This is a genomic window from Streptomyces sp. NPDC004065 (genome assembly GCF_044903565.1).
In the GTDB taxonomy this organism is placed as follows: Bacteria; Actinomycetota; Actinomycetes; order Streptomycetales; family Streptomycetaceae; genus Streptomyces.
On sequence record NZ_JBJDQT010000082.1, the window covers coordinates 1 to 1,041 of the forward strand.

At 69.9% G+C, this 1,041-nt stretch carries 1 protein-coding gene; it reads right to left on the reverse strand.

Features of this window, described 5'->3' with window-relative positions; genetic code table 11:
* Nucleotides 1-996 (reverse strand): IS30 family transposase (locus ACI2LW_RS33740; protein WP_404735068.1); only part of this gene is annotated, 996 nt, incomplete at its 3' end.
* Between the last annotated feature and the right edge of the window lie 45 nt (nucleotides 997-1,041).

The window sequence follows — 1,041 nt, forward strand, 5'->3', positions numbered from 1 at the left end:
GGTGGCGACGGTGAAGGAGCCGTGGGCGCCCATCTCGCTTCCCTGGTCCCAGGTCAGGGACCGTCGGAGGTGGGCGGGCAGGGTCTGGACCGTGGTGACCAGAGCGTCCCGGACGCTTTCGGCGCCGTGGTCGCCCGGCAGGTGCAGCAGCATGACGTAGCGAGTGGCGCGCTCGACCAGAGTGCCGATGGCCGACTTCCCGTCCTTGCCGATGATCAGGTCGCCTTCCCAGTGGCCGGGCACGGCCCGGTCCTCCGCTTCCGCCGGCCGTTCGCTGATCATGACCATGGGGGTGGCGTATCGCGGCTGGCGCTGCTGGGCCTGGCGGCGGGGCTTGCGCCTGGCGCGTCCGGTGCGCAGAGCGCGGGTGAGTTCGCGGCGCAGCTCACCCCGGCCCTGGACATAGAGGGCCTGGTAGACCGTTTCGTGGACCACGTGCATCTCCGGCCGCTGGGGGAACTGGGCCCGCAGAGCCTGGCAGATCTGCTCCGGGCTCCACCGTATGTCCAGGTGGTCCTGGATGAAGTCCCGCAGCTGCGGGTTCTGGCCGATCTTTCCGGGCTTCGGACGGGGCCGGCGGGCATCGGCACGGGCCTGGGCCGCGTGCGGGCGGTACTGGCCGTTGACGGGGTGGCGGTTGCGGCGGATCTCCCGGCTGACCGTGGACGGGCTGCGGCCCAGTTCCGCGGCGATTGCCCGCACGGTCGCCTTCTCCCGCAGCCGGTCGGCGATGTGGATGCGGTCTTCCTCGCGCAGGTACCGGGACGGCCCGGAAGGCGCTGCCACCGTGTTGATCGGTGGCAGCGCCTTCCGGTTTCCGTATGCGTGACGCCCGTTGCGCCACTTCTGGCCGGTCCGCTCGTCGATCCCGACGATCCGGCACGCTTCCCGGTTGCTCACACCCTGCTGCATGAGCCGGGAGTATGCCTCCCGCTCCCGGGTGAGCTTCTTCCTGCCCTGAGGCTTCGTCCGGTCCTTACGGATCTCGAAGTCCATCGCATCCCCTGAACTGGGGTGTTGCAACGACTCCTAGAACCCAAG